The following is a 19,680-nucleotide window of genomic DNA, read 5'->3' as shown; positions in this document are numbered from 1 at the left end:
AATCATCGTCGTCTACTCGGTTCCCTGCGGTGTCGAGAGGGCGATCGTCCCGTAAGCCCCGTCCGAGAAAATGCCCGGTGAAGGGAGGCTATACGGGGCGCGTTCGGACGCCTCAGATGACTCTCCGGCGAGGTCCAATACCCGCGCTCGGCGATAGAACGTTGCTCGAGACATTCCAAGATCGCGGGCAACCGTTGTCACTGGCTCCCCACCGTCGATGAGTCGACGCGCATTGCGGATTTGGCTGTCGGTGATGAGCCGCGGCCTCCCACCGAGATCCTTGCCGGCGTTGCGGCGCTTGTTGATGGAGTCGATCACACGTTCTCGTTTGATTTCGTGTTCCATCTGCCCGAGTGCAGCCGTGATCGTGAACAGCATGGACCCCATCGGTGTCGCGGTATCGACATCGCCGCCGCCCAGGTTGAGTACGCGAAGGCCGGCGCCGCGACCGCGGAGCTCCTCGGCGAAAGCGAGCATGTTCTGCGCCGATCGGCCCAGCCGGTCCAGGGTCGTGATGACGAGAGTGTCGCCGTCGTGGAGTGCGTCGAGCGCACGGTCGAACTGAGGCCGTGATGCTCGAGCACCGGAGACGCCGTGGTCGACGTAGAGGTCGTCACGCCGGACGCCAGCGGCGAGGATGTCGATCTGTTGCCGGTCGGTGGACTGCTGTCGCGTGGACGCGCGCGTAGCCGATCAGTTTCGTCATTTCTGCCCCCGGGGTGTCTCATAACCAATGGCGAGTACCACACTTCAAGCATGCGGTTATGCGACGTAGTTATGAGAATCGGCGCACCGCAAGATTCCGGTGATTCTGAGGAAGCTTGTGAACCGCAGAAGTAACTGGTCCAGTTATTGCGGCGCTTACTGGCCGATGAGTAAAGCTTGACGGGCGGCGTCGACGACTTCCGGCGTAAGTCCGTCGAGCATGTTTAGCTTTTGGATTCGTTCGATCTGGGTAATGAGCCGGTCGACGAGGCGGAAGTTGCCGCCGGTCACGCGGACGATTGTGGCGATCGCGGTGGCGTGGCCAATACCGTCGTCGTCCGCCGCATCTCCTGCCGGAAGGCGATTGCTGAGGACGGCGGTGAGTTCGTCAGGGGTGAGTGGTTTGTATTCGTGGGCGAATCCGATGCGGCTGTAGAGCTGCGGGTAGCGGGCAAGTCGTTTCTCGATGCCGGGCATGCCGATGAGGATGACGCCCATGTTGTGCCGGTCGAAGTAGTCGCGGACTTGCTCGAGGCCTGTTGTTTTGAGCCGGTCGGCTTCGTCGATGATGAGCAGTTCGGTGCGGCCGCTCGAGCGGGACTGCGTATAGACGTAAGGGTCGACGAGTCCGTGCTCGTGGTAGTCGATAGCGAAGGAGATTCGTTGGCAGGCGGTGGGCAGGCCGCGGTCGATCTCCCGGACGGTCGCGGCGACACTGGGGGTGAAGAAGGCGGTGTGCGCTTCGAGAACCCGGGGAGGCATGGGGCCGAAGTTGTCCTCGAAGATGGTTTGCCATTGTTCCACTCGTCGGTCCCGGCGTAGTGCCGGGCGGACAAGGTCTTTCCCACGCCGGGTGGGCCCCAGCACAAGCCGATGTAGCGGTGGGCGCGGACGGTGTCCGCGAACTCGGTGAAGCGCCGGTGCTCTCGGGTCGTTTGAAAAGGTGCCATTCCGGTCTTGGGGACCGGGGTGGTGTTGACCTCGCCGAATCGTTCGAGGAGGAACCGTCGGCCGTCGTCGTTCTTGCCGAGGATGCTGTGGCCGGGGTCAGTCGGTGGCATAGAGACGCAATCCTTTTCGTGGGGCGGGCTGTGATGGCAGCACCGGTTCAGCCTCGCCGGCTTCTGCCTCCTCGGTGTCGATGGGCAGGTAGCGGGTGTCGCCGGGGAGAGCGTCGGCAAGGCTCCGCCGCTGCCGGAGCTGCTGTTTTAGCTCCCGCCGCCGCTTGGCGCGGACACCTTGCAGCTCCGATAACGAGACGGACTCTGATGCGAGTTCTGGGGCGATGGCTCGGCAGAGGAAGGCGTCGTCGAAGTAGACGCGGATCTCGCCTGCGTCGCGTGGGTTGAAGAGGACGGTCACCTGCTCCCCGACGTAGGCGGCGAGGACGGTTGAGACGTACCGGGTGGAGGCGAACTGGATGCCGTCTCGTTGGACTTTCCTGGTTGCCGCCGCAGTAAGTAAGAAGGAGCAGATCGAGGTCCTCGGGGTGCGCGGGGCTTCGCGGGATGAAACCTGACGCAGCCCACCGCATCGAGGGTGCCTCGTGGGTTTCCGAGTGCGGACGATGGTTGTAGTCGTCGACGATGAATCGTTCGAGGATCTCGTCGAGCTGCCGGAGGGTCAGGGCGGGCGGGGTGATGAAGGTGCCGTTGGTTCCGTGCGGGATGTGCCCGGGCAGGTGCGGGAGGAGCTCGGTGGTGACGGTTCCGTAGAACCGTTCGATCTTTCCGCGTCCCTGCGGGACGCCGACTCGGGAGTGGATTAGCTGAATGTGGGTGTCAAGGCACACGCGTTCCAGGCGGGCGGAGGTGAAGTCCGAGCCGTGGTCGCTATACAGCACATCGGGCAGACCGCAGACGGGCCAGCCGGAGTTCGCTTTCCTGTTGACAGCCTGATGCAGGGCAAGGGCGGTCTGTTCCGCCGTGGGGGCGCCGATGAAGACGGTGTACCCGGCGATCCCGCGGGAGTAGTCATCGAGGACGATCGTCAGCCAGGGCCGGACGGAGATGCCGGTCTTGTCGAGGACGGCGACATCGAGGAGGGTGTGGTCGACCTGCCACTGCTCGTTGGGGCGGCTGGCGTTGCGGCGGAACACCAACTCGAACCGGTCCCGGTAGGCGGCATCCCCGTGCTGGGCGAGGGTGCGAAGTCCCGGGTCGAGTCCGGCGATGATCGTTCGGACGGTGGTGTAGCTCGGCGCTGCAAGGGCCCGGTCGTGTGCGATGTCACAGACACGGCGATGGATGAACGCCGCCGTCGGCTCCGGTCGGCGCAAGGCTAGAGCCTCCACGACCTCCACCAGCTCGGGGGCAATCCGTCTTATGCCCCGGTCACCTCGGCGGGGACGTTCCAGAGCGCGCGAGCTTGGATCAGCCCGATACCTGCTCGCCCAGCGGGTGAGGGTGCGTACCGGCACTCCGGAGTCGGCTGTGATCCGGGTCCAGGGGACGCCGTCGTCGTGTCGACGCAGAAGTGCGAGTTTCATCTCGGCTGTTTTCTGCGCCATTGCGGGTCACGACCTACGCAGGGCTGACGTCTTCGCCGAGGTGACGGTAGATGGTGCCGCGAGAGACCCCGAAGGTTTCGGCGATCTGCTGCACCGTGAACGTCTTCTCGTCATACATCGCTCGCGCCTGACGCGCCTTCGTCGCCGTCATCTTCGAACGACCGCCGCCTTTCCTGCCTCGAGCACGCGCGGCAGCGAGACCGTCTTTGGTGCGTTCGACGATGAGGTCGTGCTCGAATTCTGCGATCGCGGCGAGCATGTGGAAGAACAGCCGCCCGCCCGGGGTCGTCGTGTCAATGCCCTGGGAGAGAGCTTTCAGGCCCACGCCGCGCCGCTCGAGCCCGTCGGCTACCTCCTTCAAGTTCCGGACGGACCGGCCGAGCCGGTCAAGTTTCGTCACGACGAGGGTGTCGCCGTCGCGGAGATAGTCAAGGGCGTCATCCAAAGCCGGCCGTTTCGCGAGGACCCCGGACGCGTGCTCGACGAAAACCTTCTCGCAGGCAGCTGCCTCGAGAGCGTCGGTTTGCGCGTCGAGATTCTGTTCTCGCGTGGAGACTCGGGCGTAACCGACAGATGCCATGACAAAACTGTACCTCTGACGTGCCTCGCAAAACATAGGTCTCGGACACGAGCCGTTGAACACGACGCTCCGATTTCTCCACGTCGACTGCCGCGTGTTTCGTGGACGGTCGTTCACGAACGGCGGGAGTTCCGCCATTCCGGTCTTCGAGCATTGCCATTTCCGCCGTCCTGGTTGATAGGGTCTGTCATCGTTTCGACGACGATCAACTACCAACGCTCACATCCCGTCCAAACGCGCACGCTGACCCAAACGTCGTGAGATACACCCACTGGTCGTCCCTGTCGCGTGTCGGTACTAGTTAGCCGGTCGTATCGCGTGGTTATATTGCCCCATGCCTTCCCGACCATCGGCCGCGGTGTGGCCAGCCGTTCACAACGAACGCCAAACCCTCATTAGAGAACTTGAATCGCTCACCCCAGAGCAATGGGCCCAGCCCTCGCTCTGCCCCGGCTGGGACATTCACGACGTCGTAGCTCATCTCGTGGATTCCGCGAAGACAACTCGTCTCAGCTTTCTCCGTCGACTGATCGCCGCGAAGTTCGATTTCGACAAAGACAACGCAAACGGCATCACCAGGGAACGTGCCGCGACCCCGGAAGTGACCCTGACTGAGTTCCGCCGCATACGCGAAGCAACCAAGACGCCGCCTGCTGCTCTAGCAACTCGACTCGTCGAAGTAATCGTGCATGGTGAGGACATTCGGCGTCCCCTAGGACTTTTGCGCTCCTGCCCGAGTGAGTCGATCGACGCGGCCTTGCGTTATCAACTCAAAACCGGCATCTCTATGGGCGGTGGCAAGGAACGCGCAGCTGGATTACGTCTGCAAGCTTCCGATTCAAGGTTTGAGCACGGTTCTGGCTCAGAGGTCAAAGGAACCTCGTTGGCACTTCTCATGGCCATCTCGGGGCGCCCCGTCGATAAGGAAGATTTCTCAGGTGAAGGTGCCGCAACATTCGCACGAAAGCTAGAACAAGCGTCTCAATGAGCAGCCTCGTCCCGTACTGCCTTCCATCAGGAGCCCGAGCATGACAGATACTCCCAACTTCCCCGCCCTCGACATAACATTCTCGGCGCAGATCATTGCCGACAACAACAGCGGATGGCTGTGTGTCCAAATGCCAGGCTCGGCCAAGGCATTCGGCACAGGTAAAGCCGTCAAAGTCGAAGGCACCGTCAACGGCCACGAGTACGCCGCCTCTATGCTGCCCGTTGGCGGTGGCACCCACATGATGCCCATCCGGGCAGCTTTGCGAAAGACCCTCGGCAAAGGACTCGGAGACGTGGTAAACGTGCACCTGTCCGTGCGCACCGCCTGAGCAGCCTCCTGCATCCGGTTGAGGATGATCCTGCGGGACTGGGCGATCGGCCATAAAGCGCTGCGAGAAACGCGCCATTCATCGCTGCGACTCACAGAGGAAGCTCAGGTCACGTCGGTGAGACGTCTTATATCGCTAGGGTTTCGAGACGGGGTGTTGGTCGGCAATCCAGCTGCGCATGAGGTTGAGGGCGTCGGTTGAGGTCGATCCGGGTTCGGTGAAATCGCCCGGGTGGGGAGGGCAGCGCGAGGGATTCGAAGGTGATGGTCATCCCGCCCACGATTGATTGGGTGTGCATGGGTCAAGGTCCCGGTTCCTCGCGGGAACAGCGAAGACAGATACTTCGGCTGGCGCTGAGTGCAGACGTTGAGGGCTGCCAAGTGATTTCTCCGGGGGATCCCTCCGCGAGCCCTTGAGCCACGTCCTCGGCGTGAATCTCTCCACTCCGAGCGCCCTGCCGACCTAATCGTCCGGGCCGTGAGCCAAGACAGCTCCGAGCAGTGCCTCAACCTCCTCGGTCGAGGAGACCGGCTTGCCCGTCACACTGGCTCGAAGTTGATCTTCGACGAGGAACCACTGGATCATGTCAGCGGCCTGCCAGATCTGAAACCTCAGGAGTGGCCTGTCGATCTCATGCGGCACCGTGAATGAGCCGTCCGCTCGGAGATCGACGTAGAAGCCCCTCTTCTTCGCCTCGTTGTCCTCCTGGGCGAGGCCCTCCAGGTAGGCGACCAGCACACCGGGCGCGTGGGTCTTCACCAGTTCGATCTCCACGGGCTCCGGACTGCCCGGCACCTCGACGTGTGTGGTCAAGAAGTCGGTGGCCTCTATGAGTTTTGCGAGGTGATGAAACCCCTGCTTGCGCAGTTCAGTCACCTCGCGCGGCGTCTCGTCACCGTCGTTCCAGGCGTTCCAGAACGTCTTGTAGACCCAGACCGCCTTGCCCACTTCCTCCTGCGCAAGGATAACCAGCGACTGCGCGCGCGGTGATGGGAACAGAGCGTCGGCCTCGATGATGATCCGTGCTGCGTTGTCCAGGAGTGCCAGCCAAAATGCTCGGGCGGCCGTCGGCGTCAGCATCGTCACATTGCCAGACTAGACGTCTGGACGACGTGCGGGGCAGGACCGCCACAGTGTCTGATGGGCGGTCGTTCCACTGAGGGGACGCATTGACCAGCGCTTAAAAGTTGCAAACCTGATCCTCAATGACCGATTCGGTTCCGAACCGCCAGCCAAGGCGTTTGCGTGTCGCAACGGGCTTCCGGGCTGCGCAAGCCGTCTCGCAACCTATTCGTCTCATAATCCATGAGATACGAGACGCAGGGATCATTTCATGGAGTCGCGACGAGCGGTGGGTAGACGCTCGAATCCCTGGGGATAAGAGATGCCTCTGCTGGCGGGGCGTGTTGTGCGGTCTAACGACTAGGTTTGTCGCTACCGGGGGAACAGCGACCACGACATGCTCGTCGGTAGAACTGGTGAAGTTGATGCGAACCTATGACGAGCGTGCCGTGTTGGCGCGGTTGGAGCCGTTGGACCGCCGGGCAAAAACCGCGTTCGCCGCAGCCTGCGCCCAGCGGCTGTTTCCTCTCTTCGAGCGCTATGCACGTGTGGTCAACCATCCTGCACAATCCCAACGGTTGGCGCTGATCCTCGCGGGCGCGTGGGACCTTGCGTCTGGGCAGGCGGACGACATGCAGCAGATGGAGGCTGAGGCGTCGACGATGGTTCCCGATGAAGATGATCACGGCTGGGTTCTGGAGTCGGGGTACGCCCAGAACGCTGCAGCCGCCGTGGCCTACACAATCAGCACCTGGCGTAAGGACGACGCCCAGCACGCTGTTTGGGCAGCCCTGCAGATGTATGAAGTGGCCGATTACGCTTTCTGGCGGACCAAGCCGAACGCTGACGTAAACGACAGAGGCCCTGATTCTGCAGTCCTGAGGTCCGAGTTCGTGCAGACGGCCTTATCCGCAATCGACCGCGACCTCGATGCCGCTGCGTCGTCGCCGCTATCTTGGCTTGAGCTGCGCCAGCGAACCACATCCGAGGGGCTAACTTGGGCCGCCATTCTCCCTTAGGGCTGGCTGCGGTGCCGCCAAGTCTCCACCAGAACAGTGCTAGATTTCCCGCGGCATCCCGTGAAGGATATGGGTGTCGCGCAACCCTGACGTCTTGTAACCCATGGGATATGAGACGGTGGGGCTGCGGCCGAGCATCGCGGACTTAGCCTCAGTACCGTTCCATTACTGGTCAGACCCCCAACCAAAGACGCGGCCGCCGGAGCAATGGCTGTCTATCGGTTGCCTCGGTCAGATCAGCAACGAGACTCTGCAGGTTGCCTCGGTGACATTGGGATAAGCGGTCGCTGGATCGTGAATAAAGCACGGTGGTGTCTGGTTGTGGTGGAAGTACGTCTGAGAATAGTCGGAGATACCCGCTGCCGTCAGCCAGTCACAATCAACGGAAAGAAGCCAGTCCATGGATCTCAGTAAGTTGGACCTCACCAATAGGCACGGAATCATCACGGGCGCGGGGCAGGGCATTGGTCGGGCACTCGCCCTCGAATTTGGTCGCCGTGGTGGTCATCTGCTGCTCGTCGGTCGGCAGTTGGATACTCTCGCAGAAACTGCGCGGCTCGTGGCCGCCGCAGGCGGAACCACTGAGGTCCTGGTTGAAGACCTAACTCAGCCTGGCGCTGTTGAGCGGATCGCGCACTTGGTCTCGTCGTGGAGCATCGTTGATCTTCTCGTCAATAACGCCGGGAATGTGCGCGCGGGCAGGCTCGAATTGACAAGCGATGCGGATGTCCACTCGATGATCGATCTGAATCTCACTGCTCCGATTCTGTTGACCAAGACCCTGCTTCCCGCGCTTCGGAAGAGCGGGAAAGAACGCGGCAGCATCCTTGTGAACATCTCAAGCGGGATTGCGCTTGTCGGTATGCCGTTCTACTCGATCTATGCGGCAACGAAAGCGGGTATTTCGCAGTTTGGAGAGTCGCTTCGCCGAGAGTTGATCGGAACGGGTGTGCATGTGGCAACCGTCTATCCCGGCGCGACCGACACGGCGATGATGACCTCACAGACCGCCGGTGCCGAGCTCGGGTGGGGACGTCGACCGCTCGACGACGTCATCACCGACCTCATCGCTGCGCTCGAGGCTGGCGAACATGAAATCAACACCGCACCGGAGGGTCGCCGCGAGATGCAGCAACTTAACATCACCGATGCGATGGCGGTGGACGCCGCCCTCGCGCCCGGCCTCGAGGCCCTTGAACTTGCGGTACGCGACCACCGCAGCATCTAGAAGACCAAGCCCCTACCGAGGGCTAGGTGTTGTTCGCACCGACCGTGCTCACAACGTCGGTGGGACCAACACCTAGCTCGAGCCTCCAACTGCTCCACCGCCAGGACCCATCATCGGTGGCAAGAGCTGCCCGCCATTCCGGATCGGCTAGGCGACGAACTGCCGCGCTGGCCGAATGACCGTCGCGAAACCCCAGGGGATACGAGACACTCGGGCCGCTGTGGAGTCTGCGAGCTCAGCTCAATGGGTCATCAAGCGATCGCACAATACCGGGTTCGGAAGGTGACATGGGTGGCCCTCCTGTAGCCGTCACTTTGGACTGTTTCTGCGTTGTTTGCGATACGGAGGCTGGATGACGGGTTGTGTGACAGTTTCTGTCTTCCTCGAGGGTGAGCCGCCTCTGTCACGCAATCGAACGTATAAATGACAGGAGTCGAGCATGCTCGTCGGATACATGCGCGTGTCAAAAGCCGACGGGTCGCAGAGCACTGATCTACAACGAGACGCACTCCTGGCCGCCGGCGTCGCTGCAGGGGATCTCTACGAGGACCAGGCATCTGGCAAGTAGGACGACCGGCCACACTTGGCGCCCTGCTTAAAGGCGCTGCGTCATGGTGACACGCTCCTGGTTTGGAAGCTGGACCGGCTCGGCCGAGACCTGCGTCATCTGGTCAATACGGTGCATGACCTCACCGACCGTGGCATCGGCCTCAAGGTGCTCACCGGAGAGGGCGCAGCGATCGACACCACGACGGCACCTGGGAAGCTCGTCTTCGGAATCTTTGCTGCTCTCTCCAAGTTCGAGCGGGCGCTCATCTCTGAGCGCACAATCGCCGGGCTTGCCGCAGCTCGAGCACGGGGAAGGACTGGTGGGCGGCCGTTCAAGATGACGCCGGCCAAGGTCCGCCTGGCCATGGCCGCGATGGGTCAGAAGGAAACGAAGGTTGGCGACCTCTGCAAGGAGCTCGGGATCACCCGGCAGACGTTGTACCGCCATGTCTCACCTGCGGGGGCGCTGCGTTCGGACGGTGCGAAGCTCCTATCGAAGACGTAGCGGCCCCGCCTGGTCACTGTCAGAAGGGAACCCTCAGCGGGCGGCTTTCGCCATGCCGCACCTGCCGATGGCGCACCTTTCGGGTGGGACCTATCGCTGGACGCTCGCGGATCGTGGCTCGCCCCATTCCGGCTGGTCCGCTCCCCACGGGCGGCCGATCCACCTGTAGCGATCCAGGCCGCCGCTGATGCTGATCGCGGGTGCGGCACAGGTGACGGTTCCTTCTGGCGTTTCTGCGTTCACGGTTTGGATCTCGTATGGGCCGGCTTCGGTCGGCGGGGAATGAGGCTGGGCGAGTAGCTCTTGAGCGACCCGGGCCAGTGAAATGTCGACGGTCCACCCGTGCCCGTCGAGGTGTCGACGTCGAAGTGCTGACATGATCCCGGCGGCAAGTAGGTACCCGGCGGAGTGATCCAGAGCTTGGGCTGGCAAGGCGCCTGGTCTGCCGGTGCCGTCTGCGTGAATCTGGGCGATGCCGCTGGCTGCCTGGACGATACTGTCGAATCCACGGCGCTCGGCCCAAGGTCCGCTTTGCCCCCACGCGCTCACCCGGCCGATGACCAGCCCCGGATGGCGGTCGTGGAGTTCGACCGGCGAGAGGCCGAACCGGTCGAGGCTGTTCGGCCTGTATCCCGTGACAACAACGTCGGCGTCCGTCAGTAGCTGTTCGAGGCAGTCTCGATCCTGTTTGTAGCGGAAATCAAGGAGCGCGGAACGCTTCCCTTGCCCGGTATCGAGGCTCTGCCAGGGGAGTTCCGGCATGCCAGGGCTGTCGATGCGCAAGACATCTGCCCCGAAGAACGCGAGGCTGCGAGTGGCCACCGGCCCGGCTATGACGCGGGTCAAGTCGAGCACCCGAACGCCCTCCAGGGGCGCGTGTCTGTCGGCCGACCTCAGGCTATGGAAGCCCGAGTCTCCTGCCTGCTGCACCAGGCTGATGAACGGAGCTGCTTTCAGGGATTGGGCTTGAGGATGTCCTCTCCAACTGCTCGGGCTGCGAACCGCGCTGATGACCGCACCAGAATCTGATGCTTCATCCTCCAGATCGAGGGCGCTGCGGCGCGAAATTACGCGAGCGACAGCCTCGGCGGTGGCGGAGCCATCCAATCTCAGAAGTGAGCGCAAAGCCGCTTCGTGATGGGGATAGTTAGCGTGAGTGCGAACCCAGCCGTCGCTCGAGGCGAAGAATCCGGACAGGGGCGCCCACGCTGGCGCGGGGTTCCCGTTCCACCGGAACAGTTGGTCACTCCGGTAGGCGCCGGCGACGAGTTGCGGCGCAATGCTCACCTGCGGAACTTCGCTCGCCTTCGGATCCCGCACTCCCATGCGGACAAGGTGCAGCAACGAGGCCATGAGCTTGGTCGCCGCGATGCTGTCCGCGGCAAGATCCCCGACAAGCAATGGCGACGAAAGCGGCACCGGCCCGGACGAACGAACACGATCGGCTAGCTCCGGAAGTTCCGAGGAATCGGAGAGAAACGTGCTGAGGAAGGTGCCCATCGGTTGCCTCCCACGCCCTCGACCGTTCACACGAGGGCGTGAAGCCAGGCGATCATCGGTGGCCCCTACTTTATCCCCACGGCACGGATTTCAATTGATGTCCTGAGGGGCCGAGCAATCACGGGACGGAATCAAGATGGGGGAGAGCCTGCGTTACTCGCCAGGCCAGCCGAGGAACCCTGAAGGGCGAAACTACCGCCGAGTTGATGACGTCTTCTCAGCGGCTGCGACGATCAACACGTTGGCGCCTGTGTTTGGTGAGCTGATGGGGCTTGGTAGGGAGCGCTCAGCGGGTTGCCCTGCGCGGTCATCCGGTGCCACAAGCCTCCGGGAGCGCCGAATGGGAAGGAACGTGCGCCAACTATTGTGAGGACCAGAGCTCGAGTTTCGACCAGCCTGGGGGCGCGCCCATTGACTCCGCAGTCAGATAATCAGAATCGGGGAAGGCCTGAATGAGCTCGACTACGCGGGCGGGCCATCCGCTATCCGGGTCAATCGAACGCAATAGGTATGCCATTACCGCGAGGGCGTTGTACAGGCCAAACACCTGCTTCGCGGTCGTTGCCTGCTTGAGATGACCCAGAAGAGGAACCTGTCCGTGGGTGGGGCGTGCTGGTGCGCTGATGAGCTTGCGGTTGAAGAGGCGTGCATGGTGCGCTGAGACGTTCCGGACGTAGTTCAAGCTTGAGATCCAGCTGCTCATTACTCTTTTTGATGGTGCCCCGTAGGCAGTTGCGATTTCGGTCGCGATCGAATTGTTCAATCCTGAGTAGAGTCGCCCAAGTTGCCCCAACTCCAAGATTTCGGTCAGTGCCCAGATGGGCATTTCGTCGTCGTACTTTTCGCGAAAGTGCGCAACGAATGCTTCGTCAGACTCTGCCTGCCGCGCATTGATGCGCTCGATCCACCTGCATGCGAAAAGATATTTCGATTCGTTCGATGCCGTCAAGGACGAGCAGCCGCAGGCGATGATCAAAATCTATGAGTGTGGCGGCATATTCGACCGAGGTACCAGAGCGATAGTGGTTGAGGATGCGGACCCGTCGTCGGCCTTCATCATCCACGAACGCTTCAGATTCGCGAAGCGGGTAGAGATAGCCAGTGAGGCGGTAATAGCCAACGGCTTGGAGTATCTGCCGGCAGCTCTCTGGGTCTCGCACCTCGACGCCGCGAGACGCGAGTTTGGCCATCTGGTCTTCAAGCGACAGCCATTTCTTGATGTACTCAGCCACGAGTCTCCTGGTTAAAGAAAATCAGCCCGAGCCATGAGGCGAGCGGGCTGATCGTGATGAGATCACCGTACCACAGCCAGCCTGCAGCGACTTTGAAACGGATCGGCAGCTCGTCCCTTCAGAATCGCGATCCCGGAGCCTCGAACGGAGCCCATCGCCCGGACGTGTTTCTTGGAGCAACCCTGAGCGGCCGACTTGTCTGGTTCCTGCGACTCAAGGTCGCGTCGTGGCCAATTCCTCGCGGATGAAGGATGCGACTTCGGCTGGCGTGCGACTGGTTGTGTCGATGGCAGTGGTTTCTCCTTCAAGCCAAGGCAAGGCTCTCTCAAAGTCCGGGATCCTTGAGAGACGCCAGTCCACCGCGTCGGACTCATTCACGTCCTGAAGGATTCGTCGTTCGTGTTCCTCGGGGTGAACCAGGAGGGTGAATGCGCGCATTGCCAATTCCGCGGAAGCGAATCCGGTGGTCAGCTCGTTCCAGTAGGCGTGAGCGAACACGGATTGTGGGATCACGAGATCGCACTCAAGGTCGGCTACCAACTCGATTGCAGTGGCGACGACCAGGGTGCGCCATGCCGGCCAGTCCTGAAAATCATTGACCGGGCGCCTGACGTCGAGCGCGTGACGCAGCATCTGCCCGACTGCCTCGGTATCGAAGAGAACGAAGGACTCATCACGTTCACAAAGTTCTTGAGCGACAGTCGTCTTGCCGCCGCCGAACGGTCCGTTGAGCCAGATAATCACGTTCAGACTCTATAGCTGCAGGACTCCGCCGCCGGAAGTGGAACGTCCAACGGTTACCGCGTGCGTCCTGCTCTCTCACGCTGCAGGAATGACCGTCACAAGCTCATGTCGCACCGGCGGGTTCCTTCACGGGTTCTGCCCCCAAGGCGGCGAGGTTTCGTGGCTTTGGGGAGGGCAACGGCGATCGAAACCAGGACGATGAAGATTCCTGCAGTTTGCAGTGGGGCGAGGTCCTCGCCTCCGATCATCCAACCGAGGAGTAAGGCCACGACCGGGCTGAGTAGGCCGAGGAAAGCTGGAGTGCTCGCGGGAAGGCGTGCGACGCCGCGGAACCACAGGACATAAGCGAACGCGGTTCCGACCCCGGACAGATAGCCGTACCCCATGATGTTTTGTGCTGTTAGCGGCGCGGTAGGGAGACCCTCGATGACCAGCAGGATGACCAGAAGGGTGAGTCCTCCCGTGAGGAGCTGCCATGCGGTTGTGGTCAGCGGGGGTGCCGGCTGCCCCCACTTCTTGGAAAGCACGATCCCGGATGCCATGGATAGAGTGCCGGCGACGGCGGCCAGGACGCCGATAGTGTCAAGGCGTGCTTGCGCCTGAAGCACGATGAGAGACACGCCGAACACTCCGGTCATGCCGGCCGCTGCCACGCGCCAGGTCAGCTTCTCGTTGAGAACACGGGTCGCCAAGACCGCGACGACGAGAGGCTGAAGCCCGCCAACGACGGCGGCCACACCGCCGGGCAGCCGGTAGGCGGCAATGAAGAGCAACGCAAAGAACGCGCCAATATTGAGGACGCCGAGTACCCAGGACTTCCACCACCATTCGCCGCGCGGCAGCCGACGGCACAGCAGCAGGAGTAGGGCTCCGGCAGGAAGCGCGCGCAACGTTGCCGCGAGCAACGGCCGGTCCTCCGGAAGGTACAACGTGGTCGTCAGGTATGTGGTTCCCCACAATGCGGGGGCCACGGCCGTGGTCACCAACAGGAGGACTCGATTGCTAAGCACTTAGTCATAATACCTAAGTGCTTAGCAATTGCTAGTCTGGACGCATGGCGAACCATGTGGATCGAATCCTTGACCAGTGGCATTCCGAGAAACCCGATCTCGATGTCTCGCCGATGGCGGTCATCGGTCGGTTGACTCGCGCAGCAGTCGCTGTCGAATCGCGCCTGGCCAAGACATTCGCTCGGCATGCTCTGGACTCCGCATCATTCGATGTGCTCGCCACGCTGCTGCGAAGTGGTGCCCCCTATCGGATTGCCCCGATAGAGCTGGCGCGTGACGCTATGATTTCCACGAGCGCGGTCGCCCAGCGGCTGAACAAGCTCGAAACGCGCGGGTTAGTCAGTCGGGAGGCAAACCCGAATGACGGCCGCGGCACGCTCGTCGCGCTCACCGATTCCGGACGCGAACTCATTGAGGCGGCATTGCCCGACCACCTCGAAACCGAGCATGCGATCATCGCGGCACTCAGCGTCGAGGAGCAGGCGAACCTCGCAGTGCTCCTTCAACGAATCCATAAAGCTGCCAGCTCCTAACAAACGCCACCCCACATTCACGTTGTCCGCAAGCCGGACCTCGACGGACGCAGTTTCGACACCAACTCGCCGAAGTTTCGACATCTCGGGGAGTGGCGGTTGGGAACGATTTGCGGGCGATTATCCGTGAACGACAGCTTCTGCTGTTCTGACTTTGCTCACGGGTCGGATCATCGCCACGCGGGACCAGGCTTCGAGCCCTCGCGCTGCCTCTGTCTCCATTCGAGCGCCCATCGCCGGGCCCCAGTCACGTGGCCAGAAGGCACGGAAGCCGAGGCGCTCGTAGTACGGCGCGTTCCACGGAACGTCTCGGAATGTGGTCAGCGTCACAGCGGGGAGTTCGCGTTCACAGGCCCAAGAGTCAGCCACGACAATCAGTTGCGCTCCGATACCCTGACGCGCGTGCTCTGGGTGGACCGTGACCTGCTCGATATGAGCAGCTCCGTCAAGCTGCTCGAGGAGTAAGTAGGCGACGGTCACACCGTCGACCAGCCACACAAACGCCCCATGGTCCGTGACGAAGCGCTGGAAATCCTGCCTGCTGATCGGTTGATCATCGGCGACTATCGCCATGTTGATGTCGCGGAACAACTCGCCGGCGGCTCGCTCGATCTCAGTGACCCGGAAGTGGTCCTCGAGACTGGAAAGACGTAGCACCGTTCGATCCTCCCGCTCCAGCAGGACCTACCCGCAGGCCGAACGGTTTACGGGCGTGGCATAGATGCGCTCACGCGTTCAGCCATCAAAGACCTCACCACTCGCGAAGACTGCACCTTCAGGCATCAGTTCGACGAGGGCCGCCGGGCAGTCATCAAACGTGACCCGACCCACAGAAGGCGCCACTACCGAGGAGAAGGTGGCTTCCACCCGGTAACACGTGAATACCTGGCTTGGGCCGTTGTAGTGCTGACCATCATCCGTTGGAACATCGGGTCGAGGTCCGGGCGCAATGAATACCGAAAGCTTTGCAGCAGAATCCGTCGAGGAGATGTCATAGAGGACCACACCGCCCTTCCGAAGATCGAGATCGGATGTTGATACAACCGAACCATTCCATCGCTCACCCTGCAGCGAGTCGAGGTAGCCACCCGGTTCGTTTACTGACGGCTGGTAGCGTGACGATCTGTCTCCACAGCGTGCCATCGATCCCACTGTCGTAGCCGTGGTACTCGGTGCTGCAGCCAGTGAGGGAGAGTGCAATCCCGACGAACACGAAGAGAGCACCCCACCTTCGCCTGCGTGTCAGCATCACTTAGCTAGCTTCTCACTATCGATCCTCATCCAATTCCCATCGACATCAGCGAAAACGCTCCTCGTCGAACTGCCGAGTGCCACCCTCCAGAGTCCACGCCGCGGCAAACGGCATCAGGGCCTCAATGGTGGCGACCCGAACTCCTTCGGCAGTCGGGAGCAGCACCCTGATGCCTGGGTAGTAATCGAAAAGGACCTGCCTGCAACGCCCGCACGGGCCGACAACACCGCGCCCGTGATTGCCAACAGCGACGATTGTCGTGATTTCTCGCCCGCCCTGTGCACGCGCCGCGCCAAGTGCAACCAGCTCAGCGCACGGACCACCGGTGAAATGGAACAAATTCACCCCAGCGAACATGCGGCCGTCGGCGTCTCGAACTGCCGCGCCAATCGTGTGCGCACCATCTTCATCCGGCCCGGCATCCGTGTTCGCGTCAATGACCTCTCTTGCGAGCTCAACGAGCTCAAAGTCTTCGGCCGTCGGCACTGCGAGTTCAGCGTTCGGGAGCATGATGGTAATCCTACGGATCGAACCGGATCCAACTCCTGGCTGGCATGCCCGCAAGACGGACCTTGAGCGCACACATCCACGCGATGACAGCGTGAGGAGCCCTCGCTGCACTGGGTGACCGATAGCCCGACCGAAACAGCTTCGCGATCTGGTGCGCGAATTGCGACAGCGCGGGCCGCGCATTCGTGAAGCAAAGCGATATCACCGCTCTTTTATAAGGGCTTATACGATCGAGTAAACAATCTGTTTACTCGGGGCTATATTGTTCTATTTATGGAGCTTTAGACGAATCCTTTCAAGCCAGGCGCAGGGCGGGTGCCACCAGTTCTGGCAGGCCGCTCCGACTTACTGAGTGAATTCCGTACACGGCTGTACCATGCACGGGAAACAGGGGAGGGGGAACGGCCTTGGATCCTCTCCGGGCTCCGCGGAGTAGGGAAGACCGTGTTGCTCAATCAGCTCGGACGCGACGCGGCCGAGCTCATTGATCTTCATCAAAGTCGAGGCATCGAGCAGCAAGCCCCTGGCCGTCGCGCTGGCTAAAGAGCTCCACCTCGCACTTCGACGAGTCCTCTCAAGCTCTGACTGTGCCAAAGCGCTTTGGTCCAAGGCCGCCCGCGTGCTTCGTTCATTCCAAGTGCGTGTCGACCCGTCAGGGACCTACTCCTTCACTGTCGACGTTGAACCGGAGCGCGGCGTAGCCGACAGCGGCGATCTCGCTGTCGATCTCCAGGAGCTATTGGAGACCATTGGGCTTGCTGCGCGTGAGGCCAACACGGTTATCGTTCTGGCCGTCGATGAACTCCAAGAAGCCTCATCCGAGGATCTCACTGCTCTCAATGTCGCCCTGCATAACCTCGGTCAAGACGTCTTCCCCGTCCCGGTCGTTTTCGTCGGCGCGGGGTTACCTTCCCTGCCTGCCGTGCTCGCTGACGCGACTAGCTACGCGGAGCCCCTCTACGACTATCGTCAGATCGGTTTGCTCGACACTGCCGCGACGTCTGACGCCCTCACTGCCCCGGCACGTTAACGGAGTCGACTGGGAGCCTGACGCCCTGGATGCCGCGGTGACAGCTACGGGGGGATACCCATATTTCATCCAAGCCTGTGGCAGTCATGTTTGCGCTGTCAGGGCCACGGATACCATTTCTCTGCAGGACGCCCAAATCGGGATCGAGTCAGCGCGAAGTGAAGTGGAACAAGGTCTCTATCAATCGAGGTGGGAGCGGGCTACCCCGACTCAGCGGGCCTTCATGTCCGCAATGGCCATCGACGATGATGCCTCCTCATCAATGGCCGAACTCGTGACCCGGTTGCGGAAGAAGCGCACCACGGACCTCTCCGTCAATCGCCGAGACTTGATCCGGAGCGGTCACATCTACACACCAGAACGCGGTTTCGTCGCATTCACCGTGCCCGGCATGGCTGACTTCATCGGCAGACAAGGGGAGTAGCCCCGAATCATCCGCGCCGACGTCGGCACCTGCTCATGCCTGCGCGGACGTCGACACCGTCTACTTACATCCAGACTTCCGCGTCTGTAGGTGGTAACGGCCATGGGGATCCCAAGCGACCAAGCGCGTAGCTGACAATGACCAGCCTGTCGACCAATCGACCCCACCCGGGCTCATAGTTGAAGCCGGTGATGAAAGTCGTCCCGTTAGCCGTGGGAAGGTAACGCCACTCGCCCCGACCTGCCCGGAGTGGCGAGAGCTTGTCGCTGGTCGTGAATCGAAGTGCCGAGGTGCGTGTTCCGTCTGGTCGTTGTCGTTCTCCCAGAGAGGTACCTGTTCCCGTGATCGTGTGGAGGAGCGTGCGGCGCTGGTAGACGAAGCGGTTGCCCCTGGTCGGTAGTGCGGCGACGGGTGTGATGCTGCTGAATCGGAGATCCCAGCGCGGATGCTGAGCCGGATCTTGTGTGAGTTGCCATACCCGATCGGCGTCGGCATTGATCTCGATCTCCACATAGATCACCTTGTCGCCCATGAGGTCAGCTTGCTACATCACCCCGGTACCTCGCCGGCTCTGAATCGCGTGTCCGAATTACCACTCGTGCCGAGTCACGAGCCGAACCTGGCGAGGCGAAAGTTCCGGTGCGTCGACCAGGCCGAGAGCGATGCCTGCTCGGCGGTGACCTAGGCTCGGGGGATGACAAGGCCAGGCCAAAGCCCATTTCCCTGGATTCCGGCCGCCGTCGCCGCTGCGTCGTGGGTCGTGTGCGCCGGCGGATTCGGCTTCCTGACTTGGTTCGGTTTGGTCCCCAACGCCTTCGTGAAGCACCTCCTGCCGGAAACGATCCCGCGCAGCGTCGGTCCTAGTCGAACCTCACTGAAAAGCTGCCGCTGCCAGACCATCGGATCTGTGGACGACCCGCTTCTGACCTCTAGTAGCAGGGTGTTCCTCGCAGGATCTGAACGCTCATCAGTCGTGGGTCTCGTTTTCGAGAGCCGAAGCTGACGTAGATACGCGGCTGATTAGCTGATCTATACCCGATTGAACCGCTGCGCCCGATACTTTCTAGGGTGTCGGCATTCCTCCGTTGACGTTGAGTGTTTCTCCGATGACGAAACTGGACTCTCCGGAGGCGAGGAATACATAGGCGGGCGCGAGTTCGGCTGGTTGTCCGGAGCGGCCGAGTGGGTTGTCCTTGCCGTACTCGGGCAGTTTCTCGGGCGGATACCCCTGCGTCACTTGTAACGCCGTCCAGGTGGGGCCGGGAGCCACTGCGTTGACGCGGATGCCGCGGGGCGCGAGTTGCTGAGCGAGCGCCTTTGAAAAGTTGTTGATGGCGCCTTTCGTGGTCGCATAGTCGAGAAGGAACGGTAGCTGGTGGTAGGCCTCCAAGGATGCCGTGGCGATGATGGTCGAGCCGGGCTTCAGATGCGGTACGGCTGCCTTAATGATCCAGAACATCGCGAACACATTCGTGCGCATGGTGTCCTCGAATTGCTCGTCACTGATGTCTTCCAGTTTTTCGACGAAGACCTGTTTTCCGGCGTTACTCACGACGATGTCCAGGCCACCCAGCCCGGTGACGGCAGCTTCGACCAGTTCACGGCAGTAATTTTTGTCTTTTAGGTCACCAGGGAATGCGACAGCAGTACGGCCGGCCTCTTTGATCAGGCCGACGATGTGGCGAGCATCTTGTTCCTCTTCCGGCAGATAGGAGATCGCAACATCGGCGCCCTCCCGGGCGAATGCGATGGCGACTGCACCGCCGATTCCGGAGTCTCCACCAGTGATGAGCGCCTTGCGTCCGGTGAGCCGCCCAGAGCCGCGGTAACTTGTCTCTCCGAGGTCTGGCACCGGGTCCATGTTCGCTTGGATGCCCGGCTCTGGCTGTTGCTGGATGGGTGGAGAAATGGAGGGGTAACGTGTGCGCGGATCCGTGAGGGAGTATTGGTCGGTCGCCATGATGTTCCT

At 61.6% G+C, this 19,680-nt stretch carries 20 protein-coding genes and 4 pseudogenes; 9 read left to right on the top strand and 15 right to left on the bottom strand.

Annotation, left to right across the window (positions count from 1 at the left end; translation table 11 throughout):
- Nucleotides 1-135: 135 nt before the first annotated feature.
- The 3 genes and pseudogenes from E3T40_RS00580 to E3T40_RS16790 form a co-directional block, all read right to left on the bottom strand.
- A pseudogene (locus tag E3T40_RS00580) lies at nt 136-706 on the bottom strand (recombinase family protein); the annotation flags it as partial.
- A gap of 155 nt (nt 707-861) precedes the next feature.
- Nucleotides 862-1,509, bottom strand: a complete 648-nt coding sequence (locus tag E3T40_RS00575) for an AAA family ATPase (RefSeq protein WP_370287840.1) — start codon at nt 1,507-1,509, stop codon at nt 862-864.
- 243 nt (nt 1,510-1,752) lie between these two features.
- Nucleotides 1,753-2,127 (bottom strand): Mu transposase C-terminal domain-containing protein, encoded by a 375-nt coding sequence (locus tag E3T40_RS16790; protein ID WP_241981621.1) that lies wholly within the window; start codon nt 2,125-2,127, stop codon nt 1,753-1,755.
- A 145-nt stretch (nt 2,128-2,272) separates the two neighbouring features.
- Between E3T40_RS16790 and E3T40_RS16785 the strand changes: the two genes are divergently transcribed.
- On the top strand, nt 2,273-2,473 hold the full coding sequence (locus E3T40_RS16785) for a hypothetical protein (RefSeq protein WP_233199143.1): 201 nt from the start codon (nt 2,273-2,275) through the stop codon (nt 2,471-2,473).
- Nucleotides 2,474-2,506: 33 nt separating this feature from the next.
- Here the strand turns inward: E3T40_RS16785 and E3T40_RS16780 are convergent.
- Both E3T40_RS16780 and E3T40_RS00560 read right to left on the bottom strand, forming a co-directional pair.
- Nucleotides 2,507-3,193, bottom strand: a pseudogene (locus E3T40_RS16780) (DDE-type integrase/transposase/recombinase); the annotation flags it as partial.
- Between the two features lie 34 nt (nt 3,194-3,227).
- A complete protein-coding gene (locus tag E3T40_RS00560) occupies nt 3,228-3,794 on the bottom strand; it encodes a recombinase family protein (RefSeq protein ID WP_104169436.1) in 567 nt (188 codons plus the stop codon).
- Between the two features lie 334 nt (nt 3,795-4,128).
- On the opposite strand from E3T40_RS00560, the gene E3T40_RS00555 reads away from it, so the two are divergent.
- Together E3T40_RS00555 and E3T40_RS00550 are read left to right on the top strand one after the other, a co-directional pair.
- On the top strand, nt 4,129-4,782 hold the full coding sequence (locus E3T40_RS00555; protein WP_134542398.1) for a maleylpyruvate isomerase family mycothiol-dependent enzyme: 654 nt from the start codon (nt 4,129-4,131) through the stop codon (nt 4,780-4,782).
- A gap of 40 nt (nt 4,783-4,822) precedes the next feature.
- Nucleotides 4,823-5,113: a DUF1905 domain-containing protein gene (locus tag E3T40_RS00550; RefSeq protein WP_104169438.1), complete on the top strand. Its 291-nt coding sequence runs from the start codon at nt 4,823-4,825 to the stop codon at nt 5,111-5,113.
- A 462-nt stretch (nt 5,114-5,575) separates the two neighbouring features.
- On the opposite strand, the gene E3T40_RS00545 is transcribed toward E3T40_RS00550, so the two are convergent.
- Nucleotides 5,576-6,193 carry an AbiV family abortive infection protein gene (locus E3T40_RS00545; protein WP_104194236.1) on the bottom strand — a complete coding sequence of 206 codons (618 nt, stop codon included), beginning with the start codon at nt 6,191-6,193 and terminating at the stop codon, nt 5,576-5,578.
- A gap of 407 nt (nt 6,194-6,600) precedes the next feature.
- Between E3T40_RS00545 and E3T40_RS00540 the strand changes: the two genes are divergently transcribed.
- The 3 genes and pseudogenes from E3T40_RS00540 (at nt 6,601) to E3T40_RS00530 (ending at nt 9,476) form a co-directional block, all read left to right on the top strand.
- Nucleotides 6,601-7,194, top strand: coding sequence for a DUF416 family protein (locus E3T40_RS00540; protein ID WP_166786529.1), 594 nt, complete (start codon nt 6,601-6,603; stop codon nt 7,192-7,194).
- A gap of 400 nt (nt 7,195-7,594) precedes the next feature.
- Complete coding sequence (locus E3T40_RS00535) at nt 7,595-8,422, top strand: SDR family oxidoreductase (protein WP_198411902.1); 828 nt, start codon at nt 7,595-7,597, stop codon at nt 8,420-8,422.
- Nucleotides 8,423-8,861: 439 nt separating this feature from the next.
- Nucleotides 8,862-9,476, top strand: a pseudogene (locus tag E3T40_RS00530) (recombinase family protein).
- Nucleotides 9,477-9,566: 90 nt separating this feature from the next.
- On the opposite strand, the gene E3T40_RS00525 reads toward E3T40_RS00530, so the two are convergent.
- From E3T40_RS00525 to E3T40_RS00510, 4 genes and pseudogenes are all read right to left on the bottom strand, one after another.
- On the bottom strand, nt 9,567-10,976 hold the full coding sequence (locus E3T40_RS00525; RefSeq protein WP_134542395.1) for a CoA transferase: 1,410 nt from the start codon (nt 10,974-10,976) through the stop codon (nt 9,567-9,569).
- A 361-nt stretch (nt 10,977-11,337) separates the two neighbouring features.
- Nucleotides 11,338-12,166 (bottom strand): annotated as a pseudogene (locus E3T40_RS00520) (Abi family protein).
- Between the two features lie 255 nt (nt 12,167-12,421).
- Nucleotides 12,422-12,952 (bottom strand): AAA family ATPase, encoded by a 531-nt coding sequence (locus E3T40_RS00515; protein ID WP_104169443.1) that lies wholly within the window; start codon nt 12,950-12,952, stop codon nt 12,422-12,424.
- A 95-nt stretch (nt 12,953-13,047) separates the two neighbouring features.
- Nucleotides 13,048-13,962 (bottom strand): DMT family transporter, encoded by a 915-nt coding sequence (locus tag E3T40_RS00510; protein ID WP_134542393.1) that lies wholly within the window; start codon nt 13,960-13,962, stop codon nt 13,048-13,050.
- Nucleotides 13,963-14,006: 44 nt separating this feature from the next.
- Between E3T40_RS00510 and E3T40_RS00505 the strand changes: the two genes are divergently transcribed.
- On the top strand, nt 14,007-14,495 hold the full coding sequence (locus tag E3T40_RS00505) for a MarR family winged helix-turn-helix transcriptional regulator (RefSeq protein ID WP_104169445.1): 489 nt from the start codon (nt 14,007-14,009) through the stop codon (nt 14,493-14,495).
- A 120-nt stretch (nt 14,496-14,615) separates the two neighbouring features.
- Here E3T40_RS00505 and E3T40_RS00500 read toward each other — a convergent pair whose 3' ends face one another.
- From E3T40_RS00500 to E3T40_RS00490, 3 genes are all read right to left on the bottom strand, one after another.
- Nucleotides 14,616-15,152, bottom strand: coding sequence for a GNAT family N-acetyltransferase (locus tag E3T40_RS00500; protein ID WP_134542392.1), 537 nt, complete (start codon nt 15,150-15,152; stop codon nt 14,616-14,618).
- A gap of 78 nt (nt 15,153-15,230) precedes the next feature.
- Nucleotides 15,231-15,638 (bottom strand): hypothetical protein, encoded by a 408-nt coding sequence (locus E3T40_RS00495; protein ID WP_134542391.1) that lies wholly within the window; start codon nt 15,636-15,638, stop codon nt 15,231-15,233.
- A 154-nt stretch (nt 15,639-15,792) separates the two neighbouring features.
- Nucleotides 15,793-16,257, bottom strand: a complete 465-nt coding sequence (locus E3T40_RS00490) for a cytidine deaminase (protein ID WP_134542390.1) — start codon at nt 16,255-16,257, stop codon at nt 15,793-15,795.
- 619 nt (nt 16,258-16,876) lie between these two features.
- Between E3T40_RS00490 and E3T40_RS00485 the strand changes: the two genes are divergently transcribed.
- On the top strand, nt 16,877-17,287 hold the full coding sequence (locus E3T40_RS00485; protein WP_134542389.1) for a hypothetical protein: 411 nt from the start codon (nt 16,877-16,879) through the stop codon (nt 17,285-17,287).
- 223 nt (nt 17,288-17,510) lie between these two features.
- Nucleotides 17,511-17,711: a hypothetical protein gene (locus E3T40_RS00480; protein WP_134542388.1), complete on the top strand. Its 201-nt coding sequence runs from the start codon at nt 17,511-17,513 to the stop codon at nt 17,709-17,711.
- 64 nt (nt 17,712-17,775) lie between these two features.
- Here the strand turns inward: E3T40_RS00480 and E3T40_RS00475 are convergent, their stop codons facing one another.
- Nucleotides 17,776-18,243, bottom strand: coding sequence for an SRPBCC family protein (locus E3T40_RS00475; protein ID WP_134542387.1), 468 nt, complete (start codon nt 18,241-18,243; stop codon nt 17,776-17,778).
- A gap of 531 nt (nt 18,244-18,774) precedes the next feature.
- Nucleotides 18,775-19,671, bottom strand: a complete 897-nt coding sequence (locus E3T40_RS00470; RefSeq protein WP_134542386.1) for an SDR family oxidoreductase — start codon at nt 19,669-19,671, stop codon at nt 18,775-18,777.
- Between the last annotated feature and the right edge of the window lie 9 nt (nt 19,672-19,680).

The organism is Cryobacterium sp. TMT1-19, assembly GCF_004403055.1.
GTDB lineage: Bacteria > Actinomycetota > Actinomycetes > Actinomycetales > Microbacteriaceae > Cryobacterium > Cryobacterium sandaracinum.
This window is presented reverse-complemented; position numbering and strand designations above follow the sequence as displayed.

Excerpts from the sequence above, each read along its gene's own strand:
- E3T40_RS16785 (WP_233199143.1), top strand. The coding sequence starts at position 2,273 with ATGGTTGTAGTCGTCGACGATGAATCGTTCGAGGATCTCGTCGAGCTG.
- E3T40_RS00560 (WP_104169436.1), bottom strand. The coding sequence starts at position 3,794 with ATGGCATCTGTCGGTTACGCCCGAGTCTCCACGCGAGAACAGAATCTC.
- E3T40_RS00555 (WP_134542398.1), top strand. The coding sequence starts at position 4,129 with ATGCCTTCCCGACCATCGGCCGCGGTGTGGCCAGCCGTTCACAACGAA.
- E3T40_RS00550 (WP_104169438.1), top strand. The coding sequence starts at position 4,823 with ATGACAGATACTCCCAACTTCCCCGCCCTCGACATAACATTCTCGGCG.
- E3T40_RS00545 (WP_104194236.1), bottom strand. The coding sequence starts at position 6,193 with ATGCTGACGCCGACGGCCGCCCGAGCATTTTGGCTGGCACTCCTGGAC.
- E3T40_RS00540 (WP_166786529.1), top strand. The coding sequence starts at position 6,601 with ATGCGAACCTATGACGAGCGTGCCGTGTTGGCGCGGTTGGAGCCGTTG.
- E3T40_RS00535 (WP_198411902.1), top strand. The coding sequence starts at position 7,595 with ATGGATCTCAGTAAGTTGGACCTCACCAATAGGCACGGAATCATCACG.
- E3T40_RS00525 (WP_134542395.1), bottom strand. The coding sequence starts at position 10,976 with ATGGGCACCTTCCTCAGCACGTTTCTCTCCGATTCCTCGGAACTTCCG.
- E3T40_RS00505 (WP_104169445.1), top strand. The coding sequence starts at position 14,007 with ATGGCGAACCATGTGGATCGAATCCTTGACCAGTGGCATTCCGAGAAA.
- E3T40_RS00495 (WP_134542391.1), bottom strand. The coding sequence starts at position 15,638 with ATGGCACGCTGTGGAGACAGATCGTCACGCTACCAGCCGTCAGTAAAC.
- E3T40_RS00490 (WP_134542390.1), bottom strand. The coding sequence starts at position 16,257 with ATGCTCCCGAACGCTGAACTCGCAGTGCCGACGGCCGAAGACTTTGAG.
- E3T40_RS00480 (WP_134542388.1), top strand. The coding sequence starts at position 17,511 with ATGTCCGCAATGGCCATCGACGATGATGCCTCCTCATCAATGGCCGAA.
- E3T40_RS00475 (WP_134542387.1), bottom strand. The coding sequence starts at position 18,243 with ATGGGCGACAAGGTGATCTATGTGGAGATCGAGATCAATGCCGACGCC.
- E3T40_RS00470 (WP_134542386.1), bottom strand. The coding sequence starts at position 19,671 with ATGGCGACCGACCAATACTCCCTCACGGATCCGCGCACACGTTACCCC.